Here is a 23,593-nt window from a genome sequence, read left to right as displayed (position 1 = left end):
TTCGTAATTAACAAGCAGGATAGGTGAAATATTATTGTTTACCGGCCGAATAATTTAGTAAGCAGGTCTTTTTTCCCTATTTTTTGTAATGCCTGGGTTATCTGCCTGCGAAATTCCGGTTTATACCAGAAGAAGAATTGCCGTTGTGCCAGTTTCTGTTCTTTTGTACGGGCTGTATATACTTTTTCTAATGTATAAGGATGATAACCTGTGTAATATATCTCCGTAGCCAGTGTCATGGGTGTAGGAGTGAAGTCCTGTACCTGTTCCAGTTGGAAATGCAGTTTCTTGGTCTCGATAGCCAGTTTTGCCATATCTTCTTCCGTACAGCCGGGATGGCTGGAAATGAAGTATGGAATTAATTGTTGGTTAAGTCCCTGCTGTTTGTTGATACGGTCGAATATTCTTTTGAATTGTCCGAATTGATCGAAAGAAGGTTTGCGCATCATTTTCAGAACATTGTCTTCCGTATGTTCGGGAGCCACTTTCAGACGGCCCGATACATGCCGGGCGATCAACTCTTCCGTGTAGTTCTGAGCCGACTTATTCACGATTTCATCGTCGTAACGGTGTAACAGCAGATCATAACGTACGCCGCTACCGATAAATGAGCGTTTGATCTGTGGCATACTGTCCACTGCTTTATAAATGTCCAGCAACGGAGTATGGTCCGCATTCAGATTCTTACAGATGGCAGGAGAGATGCAGGACGGTTTTTTACATTTGGCGCAAATACTCTGATCTTTACCTTTCATCCGGTACATATTGGCGGAAGGACCTCCCAAATCACTCAGGTATCCTTTGAAATCTGGCATTTCCGTGATAGCCTTTACTTCTTTCAGGATAGACTCTTTGCTCCGGGAAGCGATGAACTTTCCCTGGTGGGCGGAGATTGTACAGAATGCACAGCCACCAAAGCATCCCCGGTGCATATTTACTGAAAACTTGATCATCTCGAATGCCGGTATGACTTTTCCCTTATATTTGGGATGCGGCAAGCGGGTGTAAGGTAGATCGAACGAAGCATCGACTTCGGCTTCCGTCATAGGAGGGAAAGGAGGATTCACTACAATAGTCTGCTTTCCAACCTGCTGGAGAATACGCGATGCATTATATTTGTTCGATTCTTCTTCGATATGACGGAAGTTTTTGGCCTGTTTTAATTTATCGCGAAGACACTCTTCATGTGAGAAAAGCACGATGTCATCGGGCTTTATCTCTTCCTTTCCTGTCAGATAAACTGTTTGGCGAATATCTTTTAATGAATTAAAAGATTCTCCGGCCTTCAGGCGGGTAACTAATTCATTTATGGGTAGTTCTCCCATTCCATAGATCAGGAGATCTGCCGGACTGTCGATCAGGATACCTGGTCGTAACCTGTCCTGCCAGTAATCATAATGAGACAGCCTGCGTAAAGAAGCCTCGATTCCACCGAGTACGACCGGTACGTCGGGATAAAGCTCTTTCAGTATTTTGGTATAGACAATGCTGGGATAATCCGGGCGCATTCCTGCCCGGCGATCCGGAGTATAGGCATCATCGCTACGTAACCGTTTATTGGCCGTATAATGATTGATCATCGAATCCATTGCTCCGGGTGAGACTCCGAAGAAGAGGCGGGGAATGCCCAGTTTTTTAAAATCACGATAATCTCCGCGCCAGTCCGGCTGCGGAACAATAGCCACCCGAAGCCCCAAGGCTTCCAAGGTACGTCCGATAACGGCAGCACCAAACGAAGGATGATCCACATAGGCATCCCCACTGAAAAGAATTACATCTATATAATCCCATCCACGCGCTTCAACTTCTTTCTTGGTGGTGGGCAACCATGCTTCCGGTCTGAATGTTTTCATGTTGCAAAGGTAGGAATTTGAGCTATAACTTTAGCTTATAGTGGATAGATTTTAATGATTGGCATATAAGGAAAGGATGTTTTACCTTTGTAACCGAAAAGAAAAATATAGGCGAAACGGTAAACATTATCAATAAGATATGTGTTCTCTTAATAAACATAATTATTAAAAAATAATACAGTATGAAAGCATTAACAGACGAAAAGCTCACTATCGTAGGTGCAGCAGGTATGATCGGTTCAAACATGGCCCAGACAGCTTTAATGATGGGGTTAACTTCTAATATTTGTCTTTACGACCCTTTTGCTCCGGCTTTGGAAGGTGTTGCAGAAGAAATGTTCCAGTCCGGATTTGAATATGCAAACATAACCTATACATCCGATATCAGCGAAGCGCTGAGAGGTGCCAAATATGTTGTTTCATCCGGTGGTGCAGCCCGTAAAGCCGGTATGACCCGTGAGGACTTATTGAAAGGTAATGCTGAAATTGCTGCTCAGTTCGGAAAGGATCTCCGTGCTTATTGTCCGGACGTAAAACATGTGGTAGTTATTTTTAATCCGGCCGATATTACCGGATTGATCACATTGCTGTATTCCGGATTGAAACCTTCCCAGGTAAGTACTTTGGCTGCACTTGACAGCACCCGTCTGCAAACAGCTTTGGCACAGCATTTCGGAATCCGTCAGAACCTGGTAAAAGGTTGCCGTACTTATGGAGGTCATGGCGAACAGATGGCTGTTTTTGCTTCTACTGCAACTGTCGACGGTAAACCGTTATTGGATTTGATCGGTACTCCGGAACTGACAGACGAACAATGGGAAGACCTGAAAGTGAAAGTTATACAGGGTGGAAAACGTATCATCGAACTTCGCGGTCGTTCTTCTTTCCAGAGTCCGTCTTACCTGTCAATCGAAATGATCCGTGCCGCTATGGGTGGCGAAGCATTCCGCTGGCCTGCCGGAACATATGTTCACTCCGGTAAATTCGACCATATCATGATGGCGATGGAAACAGAAATCACTAAAGACGGTATTTTCTATAAAGAAGTAGAAGGAACACCGAAAGAAAATGCAGAACTGGCAGAAAGTTATGTTCATCTGAGTAAACTGCGTGATGAAGTGATCAGCATGGGTATTATTCCTGAAATCCATCTGTGGCATACATTGAATCCGCACATGAAATAAGCCGTTTCTTATATGTTATATACGAAGAAGGGAGCGACCGTTAATCGGCACTCCCTTTCTTTCTTTGTAATTTTATTTATAATGTTCTTTCCGGATACAGGGCATCCCACCATTCCGGTTCATCTTTTAGCCATTTGGCAAACCAGGCAAAAATCGTGTTCTGCCATTCCAGGCGTTTTTTGTAATCAGCTACACCGTGGTTTTCTCCGTCAACCTGGATAAATTCCACTGTCTTGCCGAGTAGTTTCAATGCCAGGAACATCTGGATACTTTCGCCAACCGGGACATTTGTATCGGCATTGCCATGTAACAGCAATAACGGAGTTTTGATCTTGTCAGCGTTGAACAACGGACTGTGTTTAGTGAAGAACTCAGGGTTATTCCAGGGATAAGTTCCGGTATTGGCTACGGAACAGTAACCATATCCCCAATATCCTTCTCCCCAATAACTGCTCAGTGCACTGATACCGGCATGGCTGACAGCAGCAGCAAATAAATCGGTGCGGGTTTGCAGATATTGTGTCATAAACCCTCCGTAGCTGGCACCTGCACAACCGATCTTTTTAGGGTTTACAAAGGAATGTTCTTTACAAAACAATTCTGTGCCGCGGATAATTTCATCGGCAGTCGGTTCTCCCCAGGCATTTACGTGGCGGGCAGCAAATTCTTGTCCGAATCCGGTTGTTCCGCTGGGATTGAGCGTATAGACTACATATCCCTGGGCGGCATACATATGCATGGAGTAGCTGAATTCCAAAGCACGGTTCGTCGGCGAAGTTCCTCCATAGTAATAGATGATCATCGGGTATTTTTTGTCCGGATCGAAATTTGGTGGCAGATAATAACGTCCCTGTATGGTTGTTCCGTCTTCTGCCGTGAAGTTCCAGTCATGAACTTCTCCAAGTTTAACGTCTTTGAGTTTTTCTGCAGACAGGTCGTAGATCAGACGGTTCTTTCCACTTTTCAAGTCATAAGCGTATAAACGATTTGCGTTTGAAGTACTTTGTCCGTAATAATACATTACCGGAGCTGTTTCTGCCAATGAGTAATTATAAACGACGTCTTCAGAAGTATTGATCTGTTTGATTTTTCCGTTTGCCGGATTACAGGTATAGATACGCAGATAGTCCTGGTCTTCCGTCATCATATAAATCTGACCGTCGTATTTGTTCCAGAGTGCACCAGTTACATTCGGATTGAAATCCTTGGTTAGTGCCGTTGCTTTCCGGGTAGTCGGATCATACAGGAATAACTGGCCGTCGTATGTATTTGAGATTTGTCCTTCCCTGATATTTAAACCGATTCCACCGAAAGCATTTCCCGATCCGCTAACCAGTAATTGTTTTCCGTCGGGAGAGAAAGTTCCGCCGTTCACATATTTGGCATGTTCCCAAAGGGTATCGACTGCCATCGTTTGCAAGTCGAGTTTGTATAACGAGTTGCTGGAATGAGGTAGAGATGTATAATCCGTTTCACTGGTACTGAACAACAGGTAACGGCTATCCGGGCTGACATCATTAATATATGTACTGTTATGTCCGAATGTCAGTTGTTCGTATAGTCCGGATTGCAGATCGTAGCGCCAAATGAAATAACGGTTACGGAATCCCGGCAGACGGTCGTTCGGTTCGAGGATACGGAGCATGTCGGGGCCATCCTTCGGACCTTCCTCCTGTATGGTGAAGAGGAGTGTCTTTTCATCCGGGGTAAAGTTGAAGCTACCTTCCGGCAGGTTATCTGCCAGTATCTCTTCCTGCATGTTGGCCGGATCGACTGTCACCAGTTCCTTTCCATTCATGCCGGTACGGGTGAAATACATTTTATTACTGGTCGGCATCCAGCTGGCACTCATGATAAATCCTTTATCCTGCAAAAGGATGCGTCCGCTGGCGGCTTCACGCAATTGAGCGTATGATTCGCTTTTTCCACCTTCCAGGCGTGTATAATATTTCACTAATACATATTTGCCGTTGGGAGACAGGCTAACGCCACGAAAGTTTGTTCCTTCCAGAATATCCCGTGAGGTATATCTTTTATCCGGATTAAGTGAAGCAACGACTTTCGCTTCTTCCTTACTTTTATAGATTGCCTTTAATGTAGGCGGACAGGTATCGTTGTCGGCTGTCAGGTATTTCACAACCACTTCATACCGGTGCGGTTCCATTGTCAGTTCAGAAGTTGCACTCACCGGTTTGTTATTTATATACACATCGAAAGAACCGGGGCCGGAAACTTCTAAAGTTCCTTTGGTATAACGGTCACTGTTCAGATAAAAGGAGAAAAGATGCAGGGCATATCCTTTTTCCGGAGCCTGGAAACTGATTATTCCAGCTGTATCTGCATCCAGAATGGTCGCGTTGGCGAATGCTTTGTCGAAAGGGACTGTCGATTTTAACAGATTTTTGATCTCGAAAGGTTTTCCGTTTACATTCAGGCTGTCTGCCATGATCGGTTTATTAACCGGAACAGGACCGGTATGCAGAAATTGCATCACTTTTATATCTTCTGCTGCCTGTAGAGTAAAGGCGGAGAGAAGTAATGCAGAAAGTAAATAGGTACATTTATTCATGTTATCTTGTATTAATTAATAGCGAATTCCGCTGACCATATAAAGTTCGTGGGTATCTTCCATTGCCTCGATATGAAAATAAGGTTCCATCAAGGCGGCAACTTCCCTAGCCGTAGGCAGGCCGAACGATATTCTGTTTGCTTGTTTATTGTGATGTCCGTTTATGTTTTCCCTCCCTTCGCTGTGGCAGATCACAAGTTCACCTCCCGGGACAAGTAATTCTGCCAGATGGCCGATTATCTCATCCGGATGTTCGAAATGAGGAAAAACACTATAGGCAATAATAAAATCGAACTGTTCGTCTTTCAGTTCCATAACATCCATGCAACGGAAATCGACTATCGGGGTAGCATATTTGTTTTGTGCTGCTTCAATCATCCGCGGCGAAATGTCTATTCCTGTAATATGGGCTGGTGAATAAGTTAACAGATACTGTTCGAGTACACCGGTTCCGCATCCGACATCCAATATGCGAAGTCCTTTATGCAGAGTGGTCTGTTCCAGTATCTGATTGATTTTTTCTGGTGCATGATAGCAAAGTTCGTCCCAGCGATCTGCTAATGCATCAAAGAAACCGGCTATAACATTCATGGTAATTGTCCCTCCCATACAAAACAATCGGTGAATTGCTCTTTGAACTGAGTCGGTGCTTCGAACAATCCGAATACGGAGGAACCTGACCCAGACATAGAAGCGTAGATGGCCCCAGCCTGGTAGAGTGTTTCTTTGATCCGACCGATAACCGGATGTTTGCTGAAGACGCTCTTTTCGAAATCATTTACCATTAAGTTTTTCCATTCGGAAACCGGTTTGTTTATAATATCTTTTAGTGAGATTGCCGGAACTTTTGGGGTGACTAATGAATAGGCCTCCGGAGTGGAAACGGCAACATCCGGTTTTATCAGGCAGAAATGATAGCCTTTTAATGATAATTCGACTGGTTCGAATATATTTCCTGTTCCGGTAGCGAATACCGGTGTATTGCGGATAAAGAACGGACAGTCAGCACCGATGGAAGCTGCGATTTTTTCCAGTTCGTCTGCATGGATATCCAGTTTGCAGAAATCATTCAGCAATTTCAGCATGAAAGCGGCATCAGCCGATCCGCCACCCAGTCCGGCTCCGAAAGGGATAGCTTTAAGGAGATGGATTTCCAGAGGCGGTATTTCATATTGTGTTTTCAGCAGGTTCAGTGCTTTTATCACAAGGTTTTTTTCCATGGGAGCATCCACCTGTATTCCTGTCTGGGTGAAAGATAGTTTTTCAGCATTCACTATTTCAAGTGCATCTTTCACAGGGATAGGATAGAATACAGTCTCGATGTTATGATAACCGTCTGTCCGTTTACTAACAACGTTTAGTCCCAGGTTTATTTTGGCATTAGGAAAACAAATCATAGAATAGATCCTTTAAATTATGTTTTTTAGACAAACGTAGGCAAAATAATTAGGATAAACAAACGTAACGTATAGCTTGTATAATCGAAGCTGTCATAAATCTAAAGAAAAGAACTTATTTATTTTTCAATTAAATAGTTGTCATGTAATTTATCGGTCGCTAAACATTTGTTTGAAAATAGCAAAAGCGACTACCAAATGAATAGTAGTCGCTTTTATGTTATACTGGGAAAGGGAAGAGGGATTACATATTTTGGAAGTCCTTTAACCTTTTCTGTAATTCTTGACGAGCAAAGAAGATACGACTCTTCACTGTTCCTAAGGGCACATTAAGTTTTTCTGCTATTTCGTTATACTTATAGCCACTTAAAAACATGGAGAAGGGAACCTTCAGATCATCGTTCAATCCGTTGATCGCTTTGGTGATCTCCTTAATTTGATACGCTTTATCCGGTGAATCAAATCCGGAATCATTGACAACATCCAGATTATATAAATCTGCACTTGAGTCAACAACTGTCTGTACACGCACAATCTTATGGTAATTGTTTATGAAAATATTACGCATGACAGTTAAAACCCATCCTTTGAAATTAACATTGTCAACGAATTTATCCTGATTATCTAGTACCTTTAATGTAGTATCCTGTAGCAAATCCTGAGCATCGTCCCGGTTTGCAGTGAGCATAAGTGCAAAATTCATCATGTTTTCTTGCAAGCTCAATAATTTTTGTTGAAATTGTATCCCATTCATATTACTAACTTTTTGAATGTTTATTGTCGGTTATGTGCTGTGTTTCAATACTGAAGCACAATACAAAAATATGTAATTTAAATCAATGAGACTAATTCTTTGCATAATATTAATACTTAACGCTCAATCTTAATATTTATAGGCTAAAAACGTCTGATACTGAGTAGGATTTGCAAGTTTGTAGCTTGTATATGTTTAACATTTACAAGTTTGGTGTTGATTTATTCAACAAGGCATAAAATGAATCTTGAGCAATCAATACAAATATAGAAAATTATCGGATAAGAATAGTAATTATCATTAAAAGAAACAAGAGTAAATCGAATGCGGGTTTTTATAAATAAAGAGAGCGATGTCAGTAATTTATGTAATTTACCGACATCGCTCTCTTTATGATTGTCTTTTTTATATAATGAATTTATCTCTGACCTTCACCGATCATCTCTTCAGCCAGATATTTATCTGCATCTTTTTGGATATTAGGTAATTCCAAACCGTAACCTTTTATACGGTCTTCTCTTTTCAGGAGATATGAAATGAGAAGTGCAAGTATACCAAAACAGGTAAAGATAATCATTGGAATGGTATAATCGTAAGTCGGTTTTTCATTGACATAACCGGTTATACAGTATTTATCGAGTACTTTACCTATGAGGTAAGGCACACCCATTAATCCCCAGTTTTGTACCCAAAAAATAAGGGCATATGCTGTTCCTAACTTATTTTCCGGAATAATTTTTGGAACAGAAGGCCACATGGCTGAAGGTACAAGCGAGAAAGCAATTCCTAACAGGATAACCAGTACAAGTGCTACCAACCAATTATCCAGGAATGGTAAAGAGAATGTGAAATGGATGCATACAAGCATGATTGCACCGATCATCATGATGGTGGCACCTTTCCCTTTCCGATCGTACAGGTTGCCGAAGAACGGAGTCAGCAGGATAGTACCAAACGGCAGGATCGAGGGGATGATTCCGGAAAGAGTAGGTTCAATACCGAATTTGTTAATCATCAGGCTGGGTGCGTATTTCAGAAACGGGAATACGGCGGAATAGAACAATACGCATAAAAGGGCGACATACCAAAAGCCTTTAAGGGTAATAATATCCAGGATATCTTTGGCACGGAAAGGAGCTTCTTCCTCTTCTTCACCTTCGTCGAGGATTTCCTGATCCCGTTTTTTATCCATTACAACGAATACGATGAATGACAGGAATCCGATGCATAATAAGATTAGTCCGATAAAAATAGGTATACTGATAGAATTATTGAAAGCCCGGCTCAGAATAGGCGTTATACCGATTGCTAAACCTGTTCCGATACGGGCACACGCCATTTCAAGTCCCATTGCTAATGCCATTTCCTTACCTTTAAACCATTTGACAATGATTTTCGATACGGTTATACCGGCAATCTCGATGCCTACGCCAAAGAGTGCATAGCCTAAAGAGGCAATGAGTAGAGGATAACCCCATTCGGTTCCGAAAACAGAAACTGTTTCACCACCGAAATCATGAGAGATACCGAACCATTTAATGAAAACACCGACCAGCATGATACCGGTGGCCATTAAACCAGTGAAACGTACTCCCATCTTATCAAGGATCATACCGCCGAAAATAAGCATTAACAGGAAAACATTGAACCAGCCGTATGCACTTGTAAATTTACCGTAGTCATCGCCACTCCACCCAAGGCCGCCGCTCATGACGGGGGTTTGTAATAAATCCTGAAGCGGAGCCATCATATCTGTAATGAAGTAACCGCAAAGCATTGTAAATGCAACGAGTGCCAAAACCGACCATCGTGCCGTTTTGGATTCGCTCAATTTCATTTGAATTTGTTTTACCATGATATTTGTTTTTATTAAGTTGTATTATTTGTCTTCTTTCATGAAAAGGGGGAGGGCATCGGCTACGATGAACGTGCTTCCTCCGATAAAGATCGTATCTTCTTCGCCGGCTCTGGCTAACGCCCGTTCAACAGCAATGGCGACAGAGTCGCATGTGACGCCGCTAAGACCGTGCATCATACCCATGGCGGCAATTTCGGCTGCCGGCATTGCCCGTGGAACGGATGCCTGTGTAAAAAAGTAGAAAGCATCCTGGGGCATCAGGTCCAGCACACCGTTAATATCTTTGTCGTTTACCATGCCGACGATCATATAAGTATGACGGGAACGCTTCATTACTTCTTTCAGCTGCATGTTCAGATATTGCCATCCGCCGGTGTTGTGGCCTGTATCGCATATCACTTTTGGTTTTTCCTGCAAAACCTGCCAGCGTCCCATTAGTCCGGTGAATTCAACTACATGCTCGAATCCTTCGCGTACAGCTTCCTGAGGTATATCGATTCCCTGAGTGTAAAGCAGATTGAGAGCAGCCAGTACAGTTTTGGCATTTCTTACTTGCGCCACTCCGCCCAATTCACCGAATAGTTGTCCGTACTCGACGGAATCAAAATACCATTCGCCGGTATCCATCAGATATGATTCGTTTAGCAGGTCTTCCTGTGAAGCAAAATAAACCAGTGTCTCATTCCTGTGAGCTGCATCGGCAAATACCTGTGCAACGCTTTGGGTATATATTTCACCTACCAGTGCCGGAACTTTGGGTTTGATGATCCCTGCTTTTTCAAAGGCGATCTTTTCTACCGTATCGCCCAGAAACTGGGTATGGTCGAGACTGATATTCGTGATAATACTCAGGATAGGAGTGATAATGTTGGTGCTGTCCAACCGTCCGCCCATGCCTACTTCGATAATGGCAAAATCAACTTCTTCAGCTCGGAAATAATCGAAAGCCATGGTAGAAGTCAGTTCGAAGAAGGAAGGGTGAAGTGGTTCGAAAGTGGTACGATGGCGCTCTACAAAATCTATTACATATTCTTTGGGTATCATTTTACCGTTGACACGGATGCGTTCGCGGAAATCGATCAGGTGGGGAGATGTGAAAAGTCCGACTTTATATCCCGCCTGATGAAGGATCGCTGCCAGTAAATGGCTGACGGAACCTTTTCCGTTTGTCCCTGCTACGTGGATTGTCTTATAGGCTTTATGGGGATTCCCCAGATAATTGTCCAGTGCAATACTGGTGTCCAGTCCCGGCTTGTAAGCGGATGCTCCGCTGTGCTGAAATACCGGAATGCTTGTATATAGATAGTGAAGCGTTTCTTCGTAAGTCATGCTGTTAGTTTTTTATAATTGGCAAAAGTACTTAATTTTATTTATACCTTTGCACCCCGTGAATATAAAAGTACAAAGAGATGAGTAAACAACGTATAGCTTACACTCCTACAGGAGGGGTATGTTCTAAAATGATGATTGTTGACGCTGAAGACAATGTGATTACCGGAGTTCAGATTGTAGGCGGATGCCAGGGAAACACACAAGGTTTATCAAAATTACTGGTCGGCATGGAAGTACAGGACGCCATACAACGATTGGAGGGCATCGATTGCCGTGAACGGGGTACTTCTTGCCCGGACCAACTGGCACAGGCTTTAAAGAAATTGAGTTGAACCCTGTTGCCAGGTTTTATTTCCGACGGATTAAGGGATATCTTTCACGATCCTGAATCCGTTGTTGAAATGTTTACTTCCCGGGTAAATATAATAATGACAGGTAGGACGGCAGCTCGCCCGTTCGTTGAACCAGGTGCCTCCCCGTACGACGGCATATAGTCTGCCATCCTTTTCAAAACTGTCGGAACACCATTCCCATACATTTCCGCTCATATCATGGATGCCCAGTTCATTCGGTTTCTTCATGCCGACCGGATGCGGTTTGCCTTCCGAGTTTCCGGCATACCATCCCAGACTGTCGAGTTCCATCCCTCCGCTGTACAGATGATCGCGTTTACCGTATAATCCGCCGCGGGCAGCATATTCCCATTCTTCTTCTGTCGGCAGACGTCCGCCCGCCCATTGGCAATAAGCTTGTGCTCCGTACCAGGTAATATAAATGGCCGGATGTGCTTCATACCCGGGGATCGGTTTCCCTTGTCCGATTCCCCAGTTACATTCATAATATAAGGGTTGTCCTGCATCCGGCCCTTCTTTTACCACCTGACTTCCGTAAGCTTTTAAAAAAGCGGCAAACTGGAAATTGGTTATTTCGTATTTACTGATGGAAAAACTTTTAACCGTTACTTTATGGGGTGGATTATTGTCTTCTTTATAGGTTGATCCCATTGTAAATGTACTGCCTTTCACTTCAATCATTTCCGGATTGATATTGGTCGACAGCCATTTGCGAAATTCTATATCTTTTATCCGTTTCCGGGCTTCTTCACGATCTTCCTCCCTGACATCACTTTCGATGAATTTGTTGAGGTAAGAGATGGATATGTCGTATGCTTCATCCCCTTTTAGCGGAAGCAGGCGTTCGTACATCGTTGACAGGGCAATATATCCGTCGGTTCGTTCCGGGTCCAGGCGCACTCCCTGTTCATATAGTTTATATGCTTCTTCCGTGTATTTATTGATTTGAATAGCACTGCCGCTTAATGACAGCAGGTTGTCTGCCTGCCGGATGCAGTCATCTGCATAGGGATTGATCTGGTTACTGATGAGGCGGGCGAATTTCGTCTTTTTCATCTCTACCGGGATCAGGCGATAGAACTGACGTAATGAGTCTGGCGATAACTTTTTCATGATACGGGTAAGGAGGAACTGGCCGGCATATTTGTCCATATTATGCTCAATAAATGAAATACGGATGGAATCCCGTTCTTGTTGGGCTATACGTAACCTCAAGTCAGTCTGGGGTTCGAAAGTTTTGGCAGCCATTTCTTTCTTGATAGATTCCAAGGCAGCTTTTGCCATTTTCTTATTACCAAGACGTTTGTCTTTTTTTGCTCTCAAATCATGTAAATACATGGAAATAATGTTGAGGCTATCTATTCTTTGGTTAACCTGGCTGGTCTTATTTAAATAATCTGTATATCCCATATGTGTTTCAGCTCCCCTGTATTTGAGATTGTGCGGGAAGTCGGAGAGGTTACCTTCGATGTATAGAGTGTCTTTATCGATTAGGAGGTCACAGTAATAAAATTCATCTTCAATAGTTGTACATAACCATAAATGCTGGGGAATATCCGATAAGGTCCCTCTCATTTGGAAAGCATCTTTTTCGATTCGCATGGAGTTGATGATCCGCTGGTTATCGAATTGTTTCAGAAAGAAGACAGTGCCGTCTTTTACGCCTGTTATATGCGCTTGTATTACGTACCGGTCGTTTGCTGTTAGCCATGAGGTACAGCAGAGAAGTAACAAGCTTATCAGTATTTTCATATTTATCAGTATATTCTATGGTTCATTTATAGTTATTCCTTACTTATGCCACTGTCTTGGCATAGGTAATGCACTTTTAGTCAATAATAAGTTTGTAACCGATTCCCCGTACATTCAGTATCTTTATACTGGGATCGTCCGATAGTTTATGACGCAGCTTTGTAATGAAAACATGAAGGCTGCGGGCATTAAAGAAAGAGTCGTCGCCCCAAAGGTCGAGTAGGACATCTTTCATCGGTAATACATGATCCTTGTTTTCGCAAAGACGTTTGAGTATTTCCGACTCGCGGTTGCTTAACAGTTGCTTTTCTCCACAGTATTGCAGGGTTTGCGTGATGGAGTCGAATGTGTATTGTCCGAGGTTGAAGGTCGACTTTTCTTCTTTACGGACGGTGATCTTATTCAGCAGGGCTTTGATACGGATGATCAGCTCGGCCATGCCGAAGGGCTTTTTGAGGTAATCGTTACCGCCCAGTTCGAAGCCTTCGACCACATCATTCGCTGCTGAACGGGCCGAAAGGAAAAGGACAGGGATCTGGCTGTCGGTCTTGCGGATATGGCGTATCAGGGTGAAGCCGTCTATCTTCGGCATCATGATATCTGTTACAATGATATCCGGTTTTACTTCTTTGTAAAGAGCCAGGCCTTCTTCGCCGTCGGCTGCCAACACGATGTCGAACTCTTCGCCATCCAATGTATCTTTGATGATCATTGCAAGGGTCGGTTCGTCTTCAACCAGTAATACTTTTATTTTTGCCATAGTCTTTCTTTTCTTTTCTTTTTCAGTTTTTAAAATGGAGGGTAAATGTGGTTCCTTTGCCCGGTTGGCTTTTTACAGATACCGATCCTCCGTGTTTGCTCATCATGTCCTTTACGTAATAAAGTCCCAGGCCGAATCCTTTTACATTATGCAGGTTACCGCTGGGTACCCGGTAAAACTTATCGAATATATGTGGCAGGCTGGCTTCACTGATACCGATTCCGTTGTCGGTAACGGAGATACGGATCCCGTTTGTCTGTGTCTCTGCTTGTATGGAGATATTACAATAAGGTTTGTCTCCCGAATATTTCACGGCATTATCGATCAGGTTTCCCAACATATTATAGAAATGCGTGCGGTCTGCAAATACTGCAATGTTGTTCGGGATATTTACGGTGAAGTTGACAGGCTTACCGGCCTTTAACTTATGTTGTTCAATGAGCGGGGGAATGATATCCGTGATAGGAATCGATTCCTGTTTCAGACGGAATGTATTGCGATTCTCTACCGAAAGCGTAAGGATCTGTTCGACCAGGCCGCTTAGCTGGGTCAGTTGTTCACGGATAATTCCGAGGTATTTCTTTTGTTTTTCGTTGGCGTTGTTGTCGTAATTGAGTAATACGTCGTTGGCCGCATAAGCAACGGAGATCGGTGTTTTCAGTTCGTGTGTCATATTGTTGGTGAAGTCCGTTTTCAATTCTTCTACGGTTTTTTGCCGGAGAATAGTATGGATCAGATAGATAAATGCTATCAGGATCAGGATCACGAGCAGGAGGGAGGAGATGAGTATTCCTGCCATTTGTTTGAATACCAGTTGAAAAGGAGTTTTTAATGTTAATCGGTAATATTGCTCCGATTGTGTAGAGATCGGATAGTTGAATTGGGAGGCTTTATCCCAGTTCTCTGTCGCAATAACAGAGTCGGTGGACTGGATGCTCATTACTACTTTCGGCAAGCTGTCGACCAATTGTACGACTTCCAGCTTGTGAGGTACAAAAATATCATGCTGTTTGAGTTCTATGGAAAGGAGGCTGTCGTATTTATTATAGTTGACTGGCATGAGTGAATCTATTTTCATGTGGAGTGCTTGTTGTATTTGCCCTTCCAGGTCGGTAAGCAAACTAAGATATTCATTCAGCGATTTAGATATATCCTTATTTTTGAATGGATTCTTATCCGTATGGACGGCAAAAGTATCCATCATTCCTGCTTTTTCAGTTTCTTCATCCTCTTCTTTTGAAAAGGTAAAACTTTGACTTATCTCTCCATGGGTTTCTCCTTGGGTCAATTCGTCGATGCGGATAAATATTTCCTTATAATCAGCCATACGCATAGCTTCCTCTATGTTACCATTGATTTGTATCCAGGTCGAGTCATACAATCCTTTCAGCCAGTATCCCTGCGAGAACAACAGTGCCGCCAGTGATATACTGATCAATGCGGCTATAATCTTGAAGCTTAATTTTGTTTTCATGTCTAAAACCTCTTCTTTCAGACAAAAGTAATGGATAAGTTCGGGAGTTTCGGGGGTATGATAAGACTAAATAACACTTCCCGGATGAGTAGAAAGCCAATTCATAATAAGCCCTATAATTATGGCAATGGTGAAACTGGCAAGTGTCCCGATCAGAACATACTCAGTAGTTTTGATTTCTTTACTTTTATTCAATTCTCCAAATCGAAAAATAGATTTGGCCGCTAGAAGAAATCCTATTGCTTCAATTTTTCCAATCAATATAAAAGTTATAATCAATATTCGTTCGAGATAGCCAATCCATTGACCTGCATTTTGAAGACTTTCAGATACGTTACCTTTATCTCTCCATCTTTTGGTGAACAGTCCGAGGAATATAGATGCAGGTTTTAGTATAAGCAGATAACCGATCAGATATATCCAACATTTGTCACATTTCATAATGTTTTGAAGTATATCTCCGACAGCTGCATATTGTTTGGTTATTACCACCCATAACGTACAAAGTACCAGGATGTGTAAGACCTGATCTATGATAAATGAATATAGTTTCTCTTTCTGAGTGATTTTCCATAAGTCGATGGCGAAATGTGTTATGAAAATAACAGGAATGATGAACCAACAATTCCATAGTCCTGCAACAATATAAGTAACCAAGGCTTGTGTCAGGCTGTGGATGATATGATATTGGTATTTACCTTCCCGTTTTTTTCTTACAATTTTATTTGTTTGTAAAATGAAATCTACAATCAAATGGGAGAATAATAGTTTTAGTAAAAGATTCAGGTCTGTTAATTCCATAATTATTATTGTATTAAGGTTGTTGTCAATTGTTCATAGCGATTCAGGTAAAGTTCTATTAAGTTTACTTTTCCCCCAATTAATAGTTTACTGATTGCTTGTGATGATTTTTGTAAATCATCGGCAATCTCTTTTTGTGTTTTACCGGTTGATAGAAACAAAAATATTGCCTGAGCCTGTGTGATCGTCCAATTCGAAACAATATCGTCAACCAAAGCGGTGCTGACTATAAATTCTTCATTGAAGTTTTCCCAGGGAGTTCTGATTGCCAGCTTTTTTGAACGACCTAATTTATCAAACTCCCAACCGGAGTTACGGAAAGCTTCTCCATCGGATTCGATTACACTTTGTTCTCTTTCAAAATCAATCGTTCCCAGACCTAATGCAACCCGTGCGTCCCATCGGAAAGCGGTGGGTGACTTAGCCTGCAATCCAGCTCGTATCAACAGAGTAATCCTTAATGCTTGTATGGGGTTGTCCACTAGTATTTGAAAGCTGTCGCCGCGATAGATATCCAGTCGGTTCTCTCCCCATTTTCGGGTGCATTGTATAATACCCTGAATAGTGTCCAGCAATAGATTTCTGTCTGCTGGATTTATGTGAGTGGACTGAATGATATCTCCTGTAATTACTCCTTTTATTTTCATATATTTATGGAAAGGTTTTATCCGGAAGCAAATATACTGATATTTATTAAAAGAACAACCTATTTGGGTTGATTTAATAAAAACAACCTGTTTGGGTTGATTTTGGAAAAACAACCGGAATAGGTTGATTCTTGTTGAAACGATCGATTATGGAAAGTTCCAGGCGGAAATACTCTTTTCTATTACTTTCTAACTGATCCTTTGCGGATTGCAATGAAACAGAATAATCCTGTTTGCTTCAAGTTTTCGGTACTTTTATTCCGTGGTTGCAAAAAGAGCGTATCGGCCGTAATCCCCGTACCGGTATCTCTTGTGCAATACCGGCACGTACAAGTGTCAAGTTCAAACCCGGAAAGTTTTGTTTTCAGATTTGCGGAAAGATCGGTACGTTGGCCTGGCATATCGGCAAAGGGGAGATTGCCTGTGAAGAGGTGCTGGTGTTGGCAGGGAAGACGACGGTGGTGGAGTTTTGCGGAGGGTGAAGAGCTATTGAAAAATAAATAATAATACAATCGTATATGCTGGCGGTTTACGATCAGTAATTTGGGTTAGATAATCAGTGATTTATATACTTTTATATTGAATACTATTCTGTAATTTTGTGTCATAACAATAAAAATAAGAATTACATATGACAGCAATGAAGGTTAAAGGTATGATTATGGTAGTGATCATGATGTTATGTATCCCCATAAATGCACAGACGCAAAGTGATAAGACATTGGTGGTTTATTTCTCGGCAACAGGAACGACGGAAAAAGCAGCGAAGTTGATTGTAGAAGTTACAGGTGGAACGCTCTACGAAATACAACCTGAAAAAGAATACGTCACTGCTGATTTGGATTGGCATGACAAATCTTCACGTAGCAGTGTGGAGATGTCAAATGCTAAATCACGTCCTGCATTAAAATCTAAACCGGAGAATCTTGCAGATTACGATATCATTTATATAGGTTTCCCTATTTGGTGGAATTCAGCTCCGAGAATCATCAATACTTTTATTGAAAGCGGTGATTTTGCCGGCAAGACAATTATTCCGTTTGCAACATCGGGTAGCAGCAGTATTTCTAATGCGGAAAAAGAGTTGCAGGAAACCTATCCTGATCTGAAATGGCAAAAGGGCCGGCTTTTGAATGGTGCGACGAAGGAAGATATTAAGAAATGGACTAAAAAATAAATTGTTATGAGAAAGAATTTTGGGGCAAAGCCCTTTACTTATCCGCAGCCGGTGTTTATTATCGCTGCTTATGATGAAAATGGTACTCCCAACGCTATGAATGCGGCTTGGGGTGGTATCAGCGAGATGCATGAAATTAGTATTTGTATTAGTGAGGGACATAAAACGACAGCCAATATACTGAAGCGTAAGGCTTTTACCGTGAGTATGGCAGAGGTCGGACAGGTGATAGCCTGTGATTACGTGGGTATTGTTTCCGGTAATAAGGTTCCGGATAAATTTGCTCGTGCAGGTTTCCATGCTACCCGTTCGGAGTTTGTAGATGCACCGTTGATTGACGAATTATCTGTAGTGCTGGAATGTAAATTGAAGGATTATAATTCAGAAACCTGTATTTTGCGTGGCGAAATAATAAACGTAAGTGTAGACGAACGTGCTCTTGACGAAAACGGAAAAGTAGATGTATCCAAAGTGTCTCCTATTATATTCGACCCGTTCAATAACGATTACCTGGAAGTGGGTAAAAAGGTAGGTAATGCCTTTTCGGATGGTAAGAGATTGAAATAAGGAGTAGTAATATATATGAAAGAAATAAGAATAGACTGCGCACATCAGAGTGAGGCGGAACTTGCTTTAGCGAAAGAACAGGCACAATTGGTATTCCGCCTGAACCATACTATGCCGATGACGGACGAATATGATGAGCTGCTTCATCGTCTTTTCCCGGATATGGGAGAAGGTAGTCGTGTGAATACCCCGCTTACTGTCGTTCGTCCCCATGAGGTGAAGATTGGCCGTCATGTCATTATAATGAATGGTTGCCTGATGATGTCTGCCGGTGGCATCACGATTGACGATGATGTTCAGATAGCCGCCAACGTACAACTTATATCGAATAATCATGATCTCGACAATCGCTCGATTATTACTTGTAAGCCAGTGCATATTTGCCGTAGGGCATGGATAGGAGCAGGGGCTACGATCCTTCCGGGAGTTACAATCGGTGAGAATAGTGTTGTAGGGGCGGGCAGTGTTGTGACCAGGGACGTAGAACCGAACACGATTGTGGCAGGTAATCCCGCCAGAGTAATTCGGAAGATTTAGATTTTTCGATTATTGGTTATGGAAAAATATAAGAATAAAAACGGAAGGGATTGATTTCTCTTCCGTTTTTATTTTTGTGAACCCTCGTTTGTCACTTGTAGAAACTCAGACAATATTCCTCTTTATATATGTTTGTGTTCTGGGACAATGCACAAGGCATTTCAAACAGGTACTACATCCATGTATGTTAACGATATCATCTCTTGAAACAGATTTACTCCAAATCTTACCTTTAAGGACTTTTCTCTCGCAGATCTTGACACAAGTAATGCAATTACCGCATTTTGGAGATAGAGGTTCATGCAATACCGTTTCCAGTGGAGCATCAGTTAAAACCGTACCGAGACATTGCGCTGCGCCATATTCAGGGGTAATTAACAGGTTGTTTTTTCCAATCCACCCTAATCCGCCAAGTAGTGCAACGGTTTTATGGGGCAATACTGATTTTTTTGTTTCATGATCGAAAACGCCGTCGGCCACTAATCCTGTATCGGATTGCGATATGGCTTTATACCCCTTCCCGGTGATGAACTTGGCCAATTCGTCTGCTATTTCTCCCGCTTTATGTTCGGTTAGCGAATATTCATCATCGTCGAAATTGTAATTATCCGCTATCCGTGCTTGTACGTAGTCGGGAATATTAAATACCATTTTAGCATATTCTGCGGTTAGCGGAAGTGCAAAAACAATGGCGTTCGGGAGTTGTCTGTTTTGCTTTTCGTCTAAATGCGATATACTGACAAAACGTATCAGTTCTGCTCCTTGATTTTTTAATTCGTTTTCTATCTCTTGGTTTAAGTATTTCATGTTTCTTTTTTTGTAATAGGGATATAAATATCTGTTATAAGTTCCGAAGCCGGAGTTTTTTGGGGAGTGTTGATGTAAGTCTCAAAGGTGAGCTGTTCTCGCAGGGTATAATCGCTTGTCGGCAACCAGTCAAGATAAATATGACAGTACACTTTATTCAGTTCATGATAAAACCCTTTGAAACGAAAGATTGCATATTCTCCCGCATGAATTTCATAAACGCCAAAGCCTTTCGGCGCTTCAAATGATTGCGGCAATGTAACCCCAATCATAAAACGACTTTGTTCTTCAGGCGTGATATACGGATAATCGAGAGTCAAGCTCACGTATTTACATCCTTTTGAAGACAATTCATATTTTTCGAAAAATTGTAGCAACTGCTTCCACAAAACAGAGTAGCTATGACTGACATTATTTGTTCTTTCCAATTTCAAGTATGCGATTCGGATACCAGATATTTTTTCAATACTTGGTTCAATTCGTATCGGATTTTTCCTTTCGGGATTGACGTTTGAATGCTTTTTGCGAAATTCCGGAATGGAACAATTGAAATAACTTTTGAATGCCCTCGAAAGTGTGTGTTTGTTCTGATAATTGATTTGATCGAGAAGCTTCGGTACACTTACGTCAGTTGTTATTAGCTTAAATGCAATGTACTCTAATCTCAGTCGTTGAATGTAAGTTCCCATATTTTCGCCACAAACAGCCTTGAAAAGCCTGCGAAAATAATATTTGGAGATACCTGCAACATACGATAGCTTGTCGGAATCAAGGTCGTCAAACAAATGGCGGTTGATATACTCCTGAACTCTTATAATCAAATCATATTGTACATGAGCCGTATTGATCTTTTGTTTCCATCTCTTGATATTTGGAAGTCGTTTGGACATCTCCGCTCTCAATTCTTCCGACGTGAGGTTGACTCCTGTCTCTTTATAATATTCTTCGGGGAAAAGCCCCCAAAGATAAATGAGATAATCCATTGAGAAATCATAGAGTTTAACCCCGTTATGCAAACAATAGTCGCAATACTCCACATTTTGGCTTGCCTTAAGATTTGTATAATCTATGTCTAAAGGGATTCCACACGTTTGGCAATATTTTGTTTCAGTATTGATTTTCATAAGCTTTTAATTGTTGAGTGCAAAGTTAGTCAATATGTTATGCAAAAAGTTACCATAAATAGCCTTCTTTTGTTTTTTAGCTGCAAGAATCTATTTTTGTTAGTTCTTAGCTGTGATTTCCTGTATTTATTTAATGTTTCCATTTTCTTATTTGCAGTAATTATTATCAATGCTTGCGGCAAAAACAGCCAAAAACCGGAAATCGGCTCTATGATACATCCAACCACAGCAAACGCCAAAATACAATACCCCAAAACCAAAGGTGCGGGTTTCTGCTCTTTTTTGATATAGCATTGGAGTGTTAGCCCCCAAAGAATAAGTATAATCCCACATACTAAAAACCAAAGGGCGAAAGCACGGCTGTAACTGTCATCTGTGGAGTTTATTAATCCATCTTTTATCATGTCCGTAAAGTCCTCTTTCCCAAGTAATAGTGCATATACTGTGTGGATTACTCCTGTTATAACAAGAAATGTCCCACTGTATTTCCAAAGTTTCATATTTTTATTCATTGTCATAGATAATATTTTATTAATGTGCTTTTATAGTCTTTATTACTTTTTCTTATAGTTCTGATGGAGTTGTGTTTGCCAAATTTTTAGCTTCTTTTACAAAATGGGAAAAGTCGGTATATCCCAATTCGTCGTATAAATCATAACTACCATTTGCACGATAGTTCTTCAATGCAGTTTTAAAGCTTTACGCTTTAAAACTGCATTGTTTGGGTGATTATCCACCAAAGTTGAAATATCTTTAGATAAACAGGAGTACAAAACTCCCGGCTTGAATTTTATTGAAAATTCATGGGTTCCGGGAGCGTGTATTACAGTGATCGCTTCTGTTAAGCTACCAGATATCTTATCACCCGATGTATCAATTATACCATGTTCACGATGTGCTTTGAATGTCTGACTACTATCGGAGATATAAATTGAAACTAAGATATTAGCATTGGGCAAAGCCACAAGTGAAAATGGAGTTATAGAATTGTTAGGAGTACATATTTCAAAATAATACTCAACAATATTCTTTAATTCAAAACAAGGATATTTAATTTCTACTTGTTCTTCATCTTCAAATATGACTTTACTCTTTACCATGTTTATTTAGTTAGGTGATATAATACCTGAATACCAAGCCCGAATGTCATCATTCGCTCTTTTTTGTTGGTTAATAGCTGTTGTGTCCAATCAAGCAATCCACCGTCAGCAATTTCAATAGTATTGCCGCCGATCACTATTTGCTGCTTTATTCTGAAACCATGATAATAGTTATTATCATGTTCCGGTGCTATAACCAAGACCTCAAGATTACTATTCTTTTCCCGGACATACGATATTGATTCCATTATAAGCGGGCTTTGACTGTCATAACCTTTGCATGGAATAATCTCATAATATATTTTCTCCACACCGTAACTTTTACATATTTCATACGATGTAGTTAAATGTTTTAATAGTTCTTCTTTCTCAAAATTAAAGCTACCAGTATCTCTACCGCATGAAATAAGGGCGAGAACAGTAAAATGAGGAGTGAAATTAGGATTATTAAATACCTGTGTCCTTATTACCCGTGAAATGTTACTGTAATTATAGGTTTTGTTATCTAATTCTCCTTTTTTCTTTAACGATGCGTAATGTAATGCTATTGCATTCGTCGGGTCTGCCTGTACTTCTGTGTTTCTTAAAGAAGTAAGGACTTTTTTCTGATCTACTGTTGCTATAACACTACTTGTCCCAAACTGAGCGACCGGGGAAAGTTCTATGGGTTCAAATCCTCTACCTGCTATTAATTTATAGCACCATAATTCATTTTCTTTATATTCTAAAACATCTTCTAATAAGGCGGGCTTAACAAGCTTGTTACCCTCATATTTACTTAGTAAAGACGAGGGAGTTACCTGTTGAACACGCTTGTTGAACACGTCCAGTAAAACAGTGTTCAGTTCCGACCCGCTTAATTCATCAGACAACACTTTAACTATATCCTGCAAATCTAATTTACTAATAATGTGATCGCCTATATCTTTTTTCATTTTTTCCTAATACTATATAAATGTTCATCAACTATTTGTCCCTCTTTTATAACCGAGGACTTAATAATGGCTTCCTTTTCAAAACCTGTTTTTTCCAAAACTTTCATTGAGCCTATATTATACTCGTAAATTTTCGCATAAATCCTCAATAAGTCAAGTTCTTCAAAAGCAAATTTTATCAATAACCTTACCGCTTCGGTGGCATATCCTTTGCCCCAATAAGGTTCTCCAATCCATATCCAATTTCTGCATTAATACGATATACATCATACTGTGGTATTGGTATTAGGCTGCAATAACCAACGAATGTATTATTCTCATATATCCCGAAGACGTTTCCTAATGATCCATTTGTAGCTAAATCAAGAAATGTAGTAGCATCTTCAATCTTATAAGGATATAGAAAAGTATCCCGTAAGTTTACAGCGATAGCGTGATTATTTGCTAATTGCTGTATATCCTCAGGTGGAGTTAGGTTTATATTTTGTAACACTAGTGTCCCGTTAAAATCGGGACGAGTTATTAATTAATCAAATAATCCCGGAATAAGGGGATTAAATTGTTCTTTGACATCATTGAAATTAGTCTTATTAAACAGCTCTTGTAAATGCG

At 41.1% G+C, this 23,593-nt stretch carries 23 protein-coding genes and 1 pseudogene; 6 read left to right on the top strand and 18 right to left on the bottom strand.

What is annotated here, in order from left to right:
• Window positions 1-38: 38 nt before the first annotated feature.
• On the bottom strand, window positions 39-1,853 hold the full coding sequence (locus tag NBH15_RS19660) for a YgiQ family radical SAM protein (RefSeq protein ID WP_244051069.1): 1,815 nt from the start codon (window positions 1,851-1,853) through the stop codon (window positions 39-41).
• Between the two features lie 182 nt (window positions 1,854-2,035).
• On the opposite strand from NBH15_RS19660, the gene NBH15_RS19655 reads away from it, so the two are divergent.
• On the top strand, window positions 2,036-3,037 hold the full coding sequence (locus NBH15_RS19655; protein ID WP_128134246.1) for a malate dehydrogenase: 1,002 nt from the start codon (window positions 2,036-2,038) through the stop codon (window positions 3,035-3,037).
• Between the two features lie 76 nt (window positions 3,038-3,113).
• Here the strand turns inward: NBH15_RS19655 and NBH15_RS19650 are convergent, their stop codons facing one another.
• The 6 genes from NBH15_RS19650 to NBH15_RS19625 all read right to left on the bottom strand — a co-directional run bounded on the left by NBH15_RS19650 (window position 3,114) and on the right by NBH15_RS19625 (window position 10,944).
• Window positions 3,114-5,606: a S9 family peptidase gene (locus NBH15_RS19650; protein WP_128134247.1), complete on the bottom strand. Its 2,493-nt coding sequence runs from the start codon at window positions 5,604-5,606 to the stop codon at window positions 3,114-3,116.
• A 15-nt stretch (window positions 5,607-5,621) separates the two neighbouring features.
• Window positions 5,622-6,215, bottom strand: a complete 594-nt coding sequence (locus NBH15_RS19645; protein WP_244051068.1) for a class I SAM-dependent methyltransferase — start codon at window positions 6,213-6,215, stop codon at window positions 5,622-5,624.
• Window positions 6,194-7,003, bottom strand: a complete 810-nt coding sequence (gene ispE / locus NBH15_RS19640; protein WP_128134248.1) for a 4-(cytidine 5'-diphospho)-2-C-methyl-D-erythritol kinase — start codon at window positions 7,001-7,003, stop codon at window positions 6,194-6,196. The genes NBH15_RS19645 and ispE overlap by 22 nt, the downstream gene beginning before the upstream one ends.
• A 244-nt stretch (window positions 7,004-7,247) precedes the next feature.
• Entirely contained in the window at window positions 7,248-7,757 is a 510-nt protein-coding gene (locus NBH15_RS19635) for an RNA polymerase sigma factor (protein WP_007656255.1), read from the bottom strand.
• A 418-nt stretch (window positions 7,758-8,175) separates the two neighbouring features.
• A complete protein-coding gene (locus NBH15_RS19630) occupies window positions 8,176-9,612 on the bottom strand; it encodes an MFS transporter (RefSeq protein ID WP_186961004.1) in 1,437 nt (478 codons plus the stop codon).
• A 24-nt stretch (window positions 9,613-9,636) separates the two neighbouring features.
• The gene (locus NBH15_RS19625) at window positions 9,637-10,944 is read right to left on the bottom strand and encodes a bifunctional folylpolyglutamate synthase/dihydrofolate synthase (protein WP_128134249.1); all 1,308 of its coding nucleotides are present in this window, start codon (window positions 10,942-10,944) and stop codon (window positions 9,637-9,639) included.
• Window positions 10,945-11,024: 80 nt separating this feature from the next.
• Here NBH15_RS19625 and NBH15_RS19620 point away from each other — a divergent pair, with 80 nt between their 5' ends.
• Window positions 11,025-11,279 carry a TIGR03905 family TSCPD domain-containing protein gene (locus tag NBH15_RS19620; RefSeq protein WP_128134250.1) on the top strand — a complete coding sequence of 85 codons (255 nt, stop codon included), beginning with the start codon at window positions 11,025-11,027 and terminating at the stop codon, window positions 11,277-11,279.
• 30 nt (window positions 11,280-11,309) lie between these two features.
• Here NBH15_RS19620 and NBH15_RS19615 read toward each other — a convergent pair whose 3' ends face one another.
• From NBH15_RS19615 to NBH15_RS19595, 5 genes are all read right to left on the bottom strand, one after another.
• Entirely contained in the window at window positions 11,310-13,052 is a 1,743-nt protein-coding gene (locus NBH15_RS19615) for an SUMF1/EgtB/PvdO family nonheme iron enzyme (protein WP_250823343.1), read from the bottom strand.
• Window positions 13,053-13,128: 76 nt separating this feature from the next.
• The gene (locus NBH15_RS19610; RefSeq protein WP_028729143.1) at window positions 13,129-13,812 is read right to left on the bottom strand and encodes a response regulator transcription factor; all 684 of its coding nucleotides are present in this window, start codon (window positions 13,810-13,812) and stop codon (window positions 13,129-13,131) included.
• A gap of 22 nt (window positions 13,813-13,834) precedes the next feature.
• Window positions 13,835-15,286, bottom strand: a complete 1,452-nt coding sequence (locus NBH15_RS19605; protein WP_128134252.1) for a sensor histidine kinase — start codon at window positions 15,284-15,286, stop codon at window positions 13,835-13,837.
• A 66-nt stretch (window positions 15,287-15,352) separates the two neighbouring features.
• Window positions 15,353-16,087, bottom strand: a complete 735-nt coding sequence (locus tag NBH15_RS19600) for a DUF3307 domain-containing protein (RefSeq protein WP_128134253.1) — start codon at window positions 16,085-16,087, stop codon at window positions 15,353-15,355.
• Between the two features lie 5 nt (window positions 16,088-16,092).
• A complete protein-coding gene (locus NBH15_RS19595) occupies window positions 16,093-16,734 on the bottom strand; it encodes a hypothetical protein (protein WP_128134254.1) in 642 nt (213 codons plus the stop codon).
• 233 nt (window positions 16,735-16,967) lie between these two features.
• Between NBH15_RS19595 and NBH15_RS29530 the strand changes: the two genes are divergently transcribed.
• The 4 genes from NBH15_RS29530 to NBH15_RS19575 all read left to right on the top strand — a co-directional run bounded on the left by NBH15_RS29530 (window position 16,968) and on the right by NBH15_RS19575 (window position 19,015).
• Window positions 16,968-17,216: an HU family DNA-binding protein gene (locus NBH15_RS29530; RefSeq protein WP_441342877.1), complete on the top strand. Its 249-nt coding sequence runs from the start codon at window positions 16,968-16,970 to the stop codon at window positions 17,214-17,216.
• 158 nt (window positions 17,217-17,374) lie between these two features.
• A complete protein-coding gene (locus NBH15_RS19585) occupies window positions 17,375-17,911 on the top strand; it encodes a flavodoxin (protein ID WP_128134264.1) in 537 nt (178 codons plus the stop codon).
• Between the two features lie 6 nt (window positions 17,912-17,917).
• Window positions 17,918-18,478: a flavin reductase family protein gene (locus tag NBH15_RS19580; protein ID WP_244051067.1), complete on the top strand. Its 561-nt coding sequence runs from the start codon at window positions 17,918-17,920 to the stop codon at window positions 18,476-18,478.
• Between the two features lie 15 nt (window positions 18,479-18,493).
• Window positions 18,494-19,015, top strand: coding sequence for a DapH/DapD/GlmU-related protein (locus NBH15_RS19575; RefSeq protein WP_250823342.1), 522 nt, complete (start codon window positions 18,494-18,496; stop codon window positions 19,013-19,015).
• Between the two features lie 105 nt (window positions 19,016-19,120).
• Here the strand turns inward: NBH15_RS19575 and NBH15_RS19570 are convergent, their stop codons facing one another.
• The 6 genes and pseudogenes from NBH15_RS19570 to NBH15_RS29400 form a co-directional block, all read right to left on the bottom strand.
• Complete coding sequence (locus NBH15_RS19570; protein WP_250823341.1) at window positions 19,121-19,822, bottom strand: epoxyqueuosine reductase; 702 nt, start codon at window positions 19,820-19,822, stop codon at window positions 19,121-19,123.
• Window positions 19,819-20,946 (bottom strand): GyrI-like domain-containing protein, encoded by a 1,128-nt coding sequence (locus tag NBH15_RS19565; protein WP_250823340.1) that lies wholly within the window; start codon window positions 20,944-20,946, stop codon window positions 19,819-19,821. Before NBH15_RS19565 ends, NBH15_RS19570 begins: the two co-directional genes overlap by 4 nt.
• Before the next feature lie 137 nt (window positions 20,947-21,083).
• Window positions 21,084-21,446: pseudogene (locus tag NBH15_RS19560) on the bottom strand (DUF6463 family protein); the annotation flags it as partial.
• A gap of 180 nt (window positions 21,447-21,626) precedes the next feature.
• Entirely contained in the window at window positions 21,627-22,046 is a 420-nt protein-coding gene (locus tag NBH15_RS19555; RefSeq protein ID WP_250823339.1) for a DUF6597 domain-containing transcriptional factor, read from the bottom strand.
• A gap of 2 nt (window positions 22,047-22,048) precedes the next feature.
• Complete coding sequence (locus NBH15_RS19550) at window positions 22,049-22,981, bottom strand: hypothetical protein (RefSeq protein ID WP_250823338.1); 933 nt, start codon at window positions 22,979-22,981, stop codon at window positions 22,049-22,051.
• Entirely contained in the window at window positions 22,978-23,214 is a 237-nt protein-coding gene (locus NBH15_RS29400) for a GNAT family N-acetyltransferase (protein ID WP_350472287.1), read from the bottom strand. The genes NBH15_RS19550 and NBH15_RS29400 overlap by 4 nt, the downstream gene beginning before the upstream one ends.
• Between the last annotated feature and the right edge of the window lie 379 nt (window positions 23,215-23,593).

It is taken from the genome of Parabacteroides caeci (assembly GCF_023656795.1).
GTDB classification, from domain to species: Bacteria; Bacteroidota; Bacteroidia; order Bacteroidales; family Tannerellaceae; genus Parabacteroides; species Parabacteroides segnis.
Note: the sequence above shows the minus strand (reverse complement) of the source record. Positions and strands in the feature narration are given on the sequence as shown.

Excerpts from the sequence above, each read along its gene's own strand:
- NBH15_RS19660 (WP_244051069.1), bottom strand. The coding sequence starts at position 1,853 with ATGAAAACATTCAGACCGGAAGCATGGTTGCCCACCACCAAGAAAGAA.
- NBH15_RS19655 (WP_128134246.1), top strand. The coding sequence starts at position 2,036 with ATGAAAGCATTAACAGACGAAAAGCTCACTATCGTAGGTGCAGCAGGT.
- NBH15_RS19650 (WP_128134247.1), bottom strand. The coding sequence starts at position 5,606 with ATGAATAAATGTACCTATTTACTTTCTGCATTACTTCTCTCCGCCTTT.
- NBH15_RS19645 (WP_244051068.1), bottom strand. The coding sequence starts at position 6,215 with ATGGGAGGGACAATTACCATGAATGTTATAGCCGGTTTCTTTGATGCA.
- ispE (WP_128134248.1), bottom strand. The coding sequence starts at position 7,003 with ATGATTTGTTTTCCTAATGCCAAAATAAACCTGGGACTAAACGTTGTT.
- NBH15_RS19635 (WP_007656255.1), bottom strand. The coding sequence starts at position 7,757 with ATGAATGGGATACAATTTCAACAAAAATTATTGAGCTTGCAAGAAAAC.
- NBH15_RS19630 (WP_186961004.1), bottom strand. The coding sequence starts at position 9,612 with ATGGTAAAACAAATTCAAATGAAATTGAGCGAATCCAAAACGGCACGA.
- NBH15_RS19625 (WP_128134249.1), bottom strand. The coding sequence starts at position 10,944 with ATGACTTACGAAGAAACGCTTCACTATCTATATACAAGCATTCCGGTA.
- NBH15_RS19620 (WP_128134250.1), top strand. The coding sequence starts at position 11,025 with ATGAGTAAACAACGTATAGCTTACACTCCTACAGGAGGGGTATGTTCT.
- NBH15_RS19615 (WP_250823343.1), bottom strand. The coding sequence starts at position 13,052 with ATGAAAATACTGATAAGCTTGTTACTTCTCTGCTGTACCTCATGGCTA.
- NBH15_RS19610 (WP_028729143.1), bottom strand. The coding sequence starts at position 13,812 with ATGGCAAAAATAAAAGTATTACTGGTTGAAGACGAACCGACCCTTGCA.
- NBH15_RS19605 (WP_128134252.1), bottom strand. The coding sequence starts at position 15,286 with ATGAAAACAAAATTAAGCTTCAAGATTATAGCCGCATTGATCAGTATA.
- NBH15_RS19600 (WP_128134253.1), bottom strand. The coding sequence starts at position 16,087 with ATGGAATTAACAGACCTGAATCTTTTACTAAAACTATTATTCTCCCAT.
- NBH15_RS19595 (WP_128134254.1), bottom strand. The coding sequence starts at position 16,734 with ATGAAAATAAAAGGAGTAATTACAGGAGATATCATTCAGTCCACTCAC.
- NBH15_RS19585 (WP_128134264.1), top strand. The coding sequence starts at position 17,375 with ATGAAGGTTAAAGGTATGATTATGGTAGTGATCATGATGTTATGTATC.
- NBH15_RS19580 (WP_244051067.1), top strand. The coding sequence starts at position 17,918 with ATGAGAAAGAATTTTGGGGCAAAGCCCTTTACTTATCCGCAGCCGGTG.
- NBH15_RS19575 (WP_250823342.1), top strand. The coding sequence starts at position 18,494 with ATGAAAGAAATAAGAATAGACTGCGCACATCAGAGTGAGGCGGAACTT.
- NBH15_RS19570 (WP_250823341.1), bottom strand. The coding sequence starts at position 19,822 with ATGAAATACTTAAACCAAGAGATAGAAAACGAATTAAAAAATCAAGGA.
- NBH15_RS19565 (WP_250823340.1), bottom strand. The coding sequence starts at position 20,946 with ATGAAAATCAATACTGAAACAAAATATTGCCAAACGTGTGGAATCCCT.
- NBH15_RS19555 (WP_250823339.1), bottom strand. The coding sequence starts at position 22,046 with ATGGTAAAGAGTAAAGTCATATTTGAAGATGAAGAACAAGTAGAAATT.
- NBH15_RS19550 (WP_250823338.1), bottom strand. The coding sequence starts at position 22,981 with ATGAAAAAAGATATAGGCGATCACATTATTAGTAAATTAGATTTGCAG.